The sequence below is a fragment of the Melaminivora alkalimesophila genome (assembly GCF_000282995.1).
GTDB classification, from domain to species: domain Bacteria; phylum Pseudomonadota; class Gammaproteobacteria; order Burkholderiales; family Burkholderiaceae_C; genus Melaminivora; species Melaminivora alkalimesophila.
Genome location: NZ_ALEE01000811.1, coordinates 1 through 7,586 on the forward strand (window position 1 = coordinate 1; position 7,586 = coordinate 7,586).

Here is a 7,586-nt window from a genome sequence, read left to right on the forward strand (position 1 = left end):
CGCTCCACCGGCCGCGTCGGGTCGCTGCACCATTCGCTCCAGCTGCCGGCAAACAGCGCGGTCGGCGGGTAGCCGGCGATCTCCATGGCCAGCAGGTTGGGGATGGCGCTCACGCCGCTGCCGCACTGGTGCACCACGCTGCCCGGGTCGCGCCCGGCCAAGAGCGCGTCGAACTCCGCGCGCAGCTGCGCGGCCGGCTTGAAGCGGCCATCGGGGCCCAGGTTCTCACCGAAGGGACGGTTGAGCGCGCCGGGGATGTGCCCGGCCACCGGGTCCAGCGGCTCGACCTCGCCGCGGTAGCGCGCGGCGGCGCGCGCGTCGATCACCACCTGGCCGCCGCCCGACAGCCGGGCGTGGACCTCGTCCGCCCCCACCAGCCGGCGCAGTGGCTCGCCGAGGCGGAAGTTGGTCTGGAAATGCGCCGGTTCATCGCCGCTTGCGACGGCGCCGCCGGCCGCCTTCCATGCCTGCAGCCCGCCGTCGAGCACGGCCACGGCGTCGTGGCCGGCCCACTTGAGCATCCACCACAGGCGCCCGCAGTAGTTGGCGCCATTCCTGTCGTAGACCACCGCCTGCATGTCGTTGGCGAAGCCGACGGAGGACAGCCAAGTCGCGAACCGTTCGCGGTTGGGCAGCGGGTGGCGCCCGCCCGAGCAGGGCGCGTCGGCCGCCCCGGCCACCAGCACGCCACCCGGGCCGGGGGCACCATGGCGGGCGCTCAGGTGCTGGTCCAGGTCGGCATGGACGGCGCCGGGGATGTGCTCCTCGCGGTACAGCACTGCGCCGCGCGAGGGCGTCGCCAGGTCGAAACTGCAGTCGAATACCATCAGGCGCTGGTGCTCGCGCATCAGCGCCTGCAGTTCGGGGGCGGAGATCAGCAGGGTGTAGGCCATGGTGGTGTGCAAAAAGAGAAGCGCCGTCGGTGCGATGCACGCCATTGTGGCTGCGCCCGGGCCGCCCGCATGTCCGTGGATGCCGCATCCGCGGGGGTGGCGGCTCCTGCGCGCCTCTTCAGACCGGGCGCCCAACGGGGGTGCGTGCGCGCAGCACCGTGGCGCTGATGCCGCTGGCGACGATCAGCGCCATGCCGGCCCAGGCGATGGGCGGCAGCTCGTCATCGAAGATCCAGATGCCGAGCAGGCTCGCGAAGACGATGCCCGAATACTGCAGATTGGCGACCACCAGGGTGGCGCGTGGTGTGGAGGCCCGCGCGTAGGCGAGCGTCATGCACAGCTGGCCGCCGGCCGCGAACAGCCCCAGCGGCAGCAGCCACAGCGCCGGCCAGCCGGGCCAGGGCGAGGCGCCGAACACCAGCATGGCCGCGCCGCCCGCGACGGCAGAGCCGAGCGCGAAGTAAAACACCGTGCGCGCCTCCGGCTCGCCCAGGCGCGACAGGGCCGAGACCTGCATGTAGGCCAGCGCGGCGCAAAAGCCCGAGAGCAGCCCGACCGTGCCGGCGAAGCCTTGCAGCCCCTCCGTGCTCGGGCGCAACATCAGCGCCACCCCCGCGAAGCCCGCGAGCACGGCCAGCACCAGCGGCACGTGCAGCGGCGGGCGCGGCTCCTGCGCGCTCGGGCGCCAGGCCAGCAGCGCGCCCCCCGTGAGGAAGGCGGCGATCCAGATGCTGCTCATGTAGTTGAGCGTGACGGCGCTGGGCAGCGGCAGGTGGGCGATGGCGTAGAACCACGCGCCCAGCGAGATCACCCCCACCAGGCTGCGCCAGGCGTGCATGCCGGGGTAGCGCGTGCCCAGGGACGCGCCCTGGCGGCGTGCCAGCAGCGCCAGCAGCCCCATGCCCAGCAGACCGCGGTAGAACACCAGCTCGGCCGGCGAGAACCAGGCCGAGGCGATCTTCACGCACACCCCCATGCTGGCGAACAGGAACGCGGCCAGGACCATCCAGAGGGCTTGCATGGGAAGAGGGGGATGGAGTGCGGGATCAAAAAAGCTGCTGGCGCCTGCACGGGGCACCAGCAGCCGGGGCCCCGGGCCGCCAGGGAGGGCGGTCCGGCGGGGTCACTTCGCCGGCACGGCCTCGCCCATCTTGCCGCGGTACCACTCGTGGAAGTGCTGCATGCCGTCTTCCATCGGGCTCTGGTAGGGGCCGACCTCGTTGTCGCCGCGCTCCATCAGCGCCTTGCGGCCGGCGTCCATGCGCTCGGCGATCTCGTCGTCCTCGATCGCCGTCTCCATGTAGGCGGCGCGCTGGGCCTCGACGAATTCGCGCTCGAAGGCGACGATCTCCTCGGGGTAATAGAACTCGACCAAATTCAGGGTCCGGTCCACGCTAATGGGGTGCAAGGTGGACACCGTGAGCACGTGCGGATACCACTCGACCATGATGTGCGGGTAGTAGGTCAGCCAGATGGCGCCGCGCTGCGGCAGCTCACCGCCCTGGTAGCGCAGCAGCACCTCGTGCCACTGCCTGTAGATGTCCGAGCCGGGCTGGGCGAAGGTCGGCGCCACGCCCACGGTCTGCACGGAAAACTCGCGCCCGAACTCCCACTTCAGGTCGTCGCAGGTCACGAAGTTGCCGAGGCCCGGATGGAAGGGGCCGACGTGGTAGTCCTCGAGGTACACCTCGATGAAGGTCTTCCAGTTGTAGTTGCACTCGTGCAGCTCGACGTGGTCGAGCGCGTAGCCCTCGAAGGACAGGTCGTGCGCCGCCGCCATTCCGGCCAGGTCGGCGGCGATGTCGCGGCCGTTGTCCTCGAACAGCAGGCCGTTCCACTCGCGCAGCGGGTAGTTGTTCAGGTGCAGGCACGGGTCGTGCTTGAACTGGGGGGCGCCCAGCAGCTCGCCGCTGCTGGAGTAGGTCCAGCGGTGGATCGGGCAGACGATGTGGCCGCCGGCGTGGCCCTTGCCCTCGGCCTGCAGGTTGCCGCGTCCGCGCAGCATGATGGCCTGCCGGTGGCGGCAGACGTTGGAGATCAGCTCCACGCCCCCCTGGGCGTTGCGCACCAGCGCGCGGCCCTCGCCTTCCTGCGGCAGGGCGTGGTAGCAGCCGGGCTCCGGCACGCTCAGCCCATGGCCCACGTAGCGCGGACCCTGGCGGAACAGGACGTCCAGCTCGCGCTGCAGCAGCGCCTCGGAGAAATAGCTGGACACGGGAAGTTGGCTTGCGGCCTGCTGCAGTCGAAGGCTCAAATCAGACATGGGGCGACCTGACTTAAAGACTCCCCACAGGGAGGGTGCGCGTGCGCACGGGCGGGCGACAGAAACACGAAACCGGCCCAGAGCGCTTCTTGCCCCACAGCCGGTTGTCCTCAGGAAAGGGATTATATTTGGTGGGGTTATTTCCTCGATGCCCATGCGTGTATTGGCCGGGGCGTGCCGGCCGGCGGGGGCGCGCCGCAGCGGGAGACGGTCCGCGACGGGCCCGAGCGCCTAAAATGGGCCGTTTCGACCCGCGCCCGTGCCGGCGCCCGCCCACCGACATGCCCCAGGCCGCCGCCCCTTCACCCACCCCGTCCGAGCCCGCCAGCTACGAAGCCGCGCTGCAGGAGCTCGAGCAGCTCGTCGCGCGCATCGAATCGGGCCAGTTGCCGCTGGACCATATGCTCGTCGGCTACCAGCGCGGCGCCTGGCTGCTGGAATTTTGCCGCGCCCGGCTGGAAGCCGTGCAGGAACAGATCAAGGTGCTCGACGAGGGCATCCTGCAGCCCTGGAACGAGCCGTGATGGCGGCGCGCCACCCGCAGGCCTTCGTGCCCGGCGCCTGGATGCAGGCGCAGCTGGCGCGCGTGGAACAGGCCCTGGACGCCGCACTGGGCGCCGACGACCCCGCCGACCTGGGCGAGGCGATGCGCTACGCGGTGCAGGGCGGCGGCAAGCGGCTGCGCCCGCTGCTGGTGCTGGCGGCCTGCGAGGCCGTCGGCGGGCACGAGGAAGCCGCCCTGCGGGCAGCCTGCGCGGTCGAGCTGATCCATGCCTATTCGCTGGTGCACGACGACATGCCCTGCATGGACAACGACGTGCTGCGCCGCGGCAAGCCGACGGTGCACGTGCGCTTCGGCGAGGCGCAGGCGCTGCTGGCCGGCGACGCGCTGCAGGCGCTGGCCTTCGAGCTGCTCACCCCCGAAGAGGGCGTGGCGTCGCCCGTGCAAGCCACGCTGTGCCGGCTGCTGGCGCGCGCCGCTGGTGCACGGGGCATGGCCGGGGGCCAGGCGATCGACCTGGCGCACGTCGGCCGCCCCATGGCCGAGTCCGAGCTGCGGCGCATGCACGCGCTCAAGACCGGCGCGCTGCTGCAGGCCAGCGTCGAGATGGGCGCGGCCTGCGGGATGCCCCCGGAGCCTGCACGCGCCGCGCTCTCGCGCTATGGTGCCGCCATCGGCCTGGCCTTCCAGGTGGTGGACGACATCCTCGACGTGACGCAGGACTCGGCCACGCTGGGCAAGACAGCCGGCAAGGACGCGGCGGCCGACAAGCCCACCTATGTGTCGCTGATGGGCCTGGAGGGTGCGCGCGCCCACGCCGCGGTGCTGCTGGCCGAGGCCCGCACGCAGCTGGCGGCCAGTGGCCTGGGCGATACCCGGGCCCTGGCGGCCCTGGCCGAGATGGTGGTGCATCGTTCGCACTGAGTGAGACCGGACCGGCCAGCGCGCCTTGCCGTGGCCACCCGCAGCCTCTGCCTGGCAGGGGCGACACGCCTTGGAAATTGGAGCCTATGTCCACCACGTCCTATCCCTTGCTGGAACGCATCAACGACCCGGCCGAGCTGCGCCGGCTCTCGCGCGCCGAGCTGAAGCTGCTGGCGGGCGAGCTGCGCGCCTTCGTGCTGGAGAGCGTGTCCAGGACCGGCGGCCACCTGTCGTCCAACCTGGGCACGGTGGAGCTGACCATCGCCCTGCACGCGGTCTTCCACACTCCCGAGGACCGGCTGGTCTGGGACGTGGGCCACCAGACCTATCCGCACAAGATTCTCACTGGCCGACGCGAGCGCATGGCGACGCTGCGCCAGCTCGGCGGCCTGTCGGGTTTCCCGCAGCGCAGCGAGAGCGAGTACGACACCTTCGGCACGGCGCACTCGTCGACCAGCATCTCCGCGGCCTTAGGGATGGCGCTGGCGGCGCGCCAGCAGGGCGTGGAGCGCCACTGCGTGGCCATCATCGGCGATGGCGCCATGACCGCCGGAATGGCCTTCGAGGCGCTGAACAACGCCGGCGTGGCCGACGCCAACCTGCTGGTGGTGCTCAACGACAACGACATGAGCATCAGCCCGCCGGTGGGCGCGCTGAATCGCTACCTGGCGCAGCTGATGAGCGGCAACTTCTACACCCGCGCGCGCGACGTGGGCAAGAACGTGCTCAAGAACGTGCCGCCGCTGCTCGAACTGGCCAAGCGCCTGGAGCAGCAGGCCAAGGGCATGGTGGTGCCGGCGACCATGTTCGAGCAGTTCGGCTTCAACTACATCGGCCCCATCGACGGCCACGACCTGGACTCGCTGATCCCCACGCTGGAGAACATCAAGGACCTCAAGGGCCCGCAGTTCCTGCACGTGGTGACCAAGAAGGGCCAGGGCTACAAGCTCGCCGAGGCCGATCCGGTCGCCTACCACGGCCCGGGCAAGTTCGACCCGAAGATCGGCCTGGTCAAGCCGGCCACGCCGCCGAAGCCGACCTTCACGCAGGTCTTCGGCCAGTGGCTGTGCGACATGGCCGAGAAGGACCCGCGGCTGGTCGGCATCACGCCGGCCATGCGCGAGGGCTCCGGCATGGTGGAGTTCGAGAAGCGTTTCCCGGGCCGCTACTACGACGTGGGCATCGCCGAGCAGCATGCCGTGACCTTCGCCGCCGGCATGGCCTGCGAGGGCGTCAAGCCCGTGGTGGCGATCTACTCGACCTTCCTGCAGCGCGCCTACGACCAGCTGATCCACGACGTCGCCCTGCAGAACCTGCCGGTGGTCTTCGCGCTCGACCGCGCCGGCCTGGTGGGCGCGGACGGCGCCACGCACGCCGGTGCCTACGACATTCCGTTCGTGCGCTGCATTCCCAACATGGCCATGGCCTGCCCGGCCGACGAGCGCGAGTGCCGCCAGCTGCTCACCACCGCCTATGAGCAGAATCACCCCGTGGCCGTGCGCTACCCGCGCGGCAGCGGCGTCGGGGTCGCTCCGCTGGAGGGTTTGGAAGGACTGCCCTACGGCCGCGGCGAGGTGCGCCGTGAAGGCCGGCGCGTTGCCATCCTGGCCTTCGGCACGCTGCTCTACCCGGCGCTGCAGGCGGCCGAGCGGCTGGATGCGACGGTCGCCAACATGCGCTGGGCCAAGCCGCTCGATGCCGAGCTGCTGCTGCGCCTGGCGCGCACCCACGAGGCGCTGGTGACCGTGGAAGAGGGCGCCGTCATGGGCGGCGCGGGCAGCGCCGTCTGCGAGGCGCTGAATGCGGCGGGCATCACGCTGCCGGTGCTGCAGCTCGGCCTGCCCGACGTGTTCATCGAGCACGGCGACCCGGCGCGGCTGCTGGCGATGCAGGGGCTGGATGCGGCCGGCATCGAAGGCTCGATCCGCGGGCGCTTCGGCTCGGGATCGGTGACCGCGCCCGGGCGCGCGGCGGCCTGAGGAGCCTGGGCGCTGTTGTTTGTGCGCACCGCACGGCGCTTGCAGCGCAAACAAATGGCAATTGCGCAGCTTTCGAGGGGAAACACGTAAGGACCCCGTACTGCTCGGTTTTTACAATTTGTCGTTGTGCAACGCGCGGAAGGCGGAGGCCGCGATCCCGTGCGCTGCCGTTTTGTTTTCACATCACCAACTGGAGAGACAAGTCCATGGATCGTCGTTCAATCATCAAGCAGGCCGGCCTGGCCGGTGTGCTGGCCGCCGGCGTGGCGCCCGCAGTGCACGCCCAAGAGACCGTGCGCTGGCGCATGGCCGCGAGCTTCCCCAAGTCCCTGGACACCATCTTCGGCTCGGGCGTGAAGTTCGCCGAGACCGTCAAGGAACTCTCGGGCGGCAAGTTCGAGGTGTCGGTGCACGCCGCCGGTGAGCTGATGCCCGCCTTCGGCGTGGTCGACGCGCTGGAGAAGGACACCATCGAGATGGCCCTGTCCGCCGCCTACTACTTCACGGGCAAGGACCCCATCTTCGCCTTCAGCTGCGCCGTGCCCTTCGGCCTGACGGCGTTGCAGAACATGGCCTGGAAGGACTACGGCAACGGCCGCAAGCTGCTCAACGAGTTCTTTGCCAAGTACAACTTCCAGACGCTCAGCGCACTCAACACCACCACCCAGATGGGCGGCTGGTACAGGAAGGAGATCAAGACCGTCGAGGACCTGAAGGGCCTGAAGATGCGCATGGGCGGCGGCGTGTTCGGCGAGGGCATGGCCAAGCTGGGCGTGGTCGCGCAGAACCTGCCGGCCGGCGACCTGTACCAGGCGCTGGAGAAGGGCACGCTCGATGCCCTCGAGTTCGTCGGTCCCTACGACGACGAGAAGCTCGGCTTCAACAAGGTCGCCAAGTACTACTACTACCCGGGCTGGTGGGAAGGCGGCGCCGACCTGGAGTTCTTCATCAACAACAAGGCCTTCGAGAAGCTGTCGGCCGAGAACAAGGCAATCGTCAAGGCCGCCGCTGCCGTGGCGGCCGCC

At 70.1% G+C, this 7,586-nt stretch carries 7 protein-coding genes; 4 read left to right on the forward strand and 3 right to left on the reverse strand.

The window, feature by feature from the left end:
* The 3 genes from A612_RS15635 to A612_RS15645 form a co-directional block, all read right to left on the reverse strand.
* On the reverse strand, window positions 1–893 hold an 893-nt coding region (locus A612_RS15635; RefSeq protein ID WP_040437203.1), incomplete at its 3' end, for a sulfurtransferase.
* Window positions 894–1,011: 118 nt separating this feature from the next.
* Entirely contained in the window at window positions 1,012–1,914 is a 903-nt protein-coding gene (locus A612_RS15640; protein WP_040437201.1) for a DMT family transporter, read from the reverse strand.
* Window positions 1,915–2,016: 102 nt separating this feature from the next.
* A complete protein-coding gene (locus A612_RS15645) occupies window positions 2,017–3,156 on the reverse strand; it encodes an aromatic ring-hydroxylating oxygenase subunit alpha (RefSeq protein ID WP_040437202.1) in 1,140 nt (379 codons plus the stop codon).
* Window positions 3,157–3,437: 281 nt separating this feature from the next.
* Between A612_RS15645 and xseB the strand changes: the two genes are divergently transcribed.
* The 4 genes from xseB to A612_RS15665 all read left to right on the forward strand — a co-directional run.
* Window positions 3,438–3,680, forward strand: a complete 243-nt coding sequence (xseB, locus tag A612_RS15650) for an exodeoxyribonuclease VII small subunit (protein ID WP_019375375.1) — start codon at window positions 3,438–3,440, stop codon at window positions 3,678–3,680.
* Window positions 3,680–4,582, forward strand: coding sequence for a polyprenyl synthetase family protein (locus A612_RS15655; protein WP_019375376.1), 903 nt, complete (start codon window positions 3,680–3,682; stop codon window positions 4,580–4,582). Before xseB ends, A612_RS15655 begins: the two co-directional genes overlap by 1 nt.
* An 86-nt stretch (window positions 4,583–4,668) precedes the next feature.
* Window positions 4,669–6,561, forward strand: coding sequence for a 1-deoxy-D-xylulose-5-phosphate synthase (dxs, locus tag A612_RS15660; protein WP_019375377.1), 1,893 nt, complete (start codon window positions 4,669–4,671; stop codon window positions 6,559–6,561).
* A 206-nt stretch (window positions 6,562–6,767) separates the two neighbouring features.
* The coding region (locus A612_RS15665) for a TRAP transporter substrate-binding protein (protein WP_019375378.1) at window positions 6,768–7,586 on the forward strand (819 nt) is incomplete at its 3' end.

What these genes read in the sequence shown, in the direction of transcription:
- A612_RS15645 (WP_040437202.1), bottom strand. Translation starts at nt 3,156, where the DNA reads ATGTCTGATTTGAGCCTTCGACTGCAGCAGGCCGCAAGCCAACTTCCC.
- dxs (WP_019375377.1), top strand. Translation starts at nt 4,669, where the DNA reads ATGTCCACCACGTCCTATCCCTTGCTGGAACGCATCAACGACCCGGCC.
- A612_RS15640 (WP_040437201.1), bottom strand. Translation starts at nt 1,914, where the DNA reads ATGCAAGCCCTCTGGATGGTCCTGGCCGCGTTCCTGTTCGCCAGCATG.
- xseB (WP_019375375.1), top strand. Translation starts at nt 3,438, where the DNA reads ATGCCCCAGGCCGCCGCCCCTTCACCCACCCCGTCCGAGCCCGCCAGC.
- A612_RS15655 (WP_019375376.1), top strand. Translation starts at nt 3,680, where the DNA reads ATGGCGGCGCGCCACCCGCAGGCCTTCGTGCCCGGCGCCTGGATGCAG.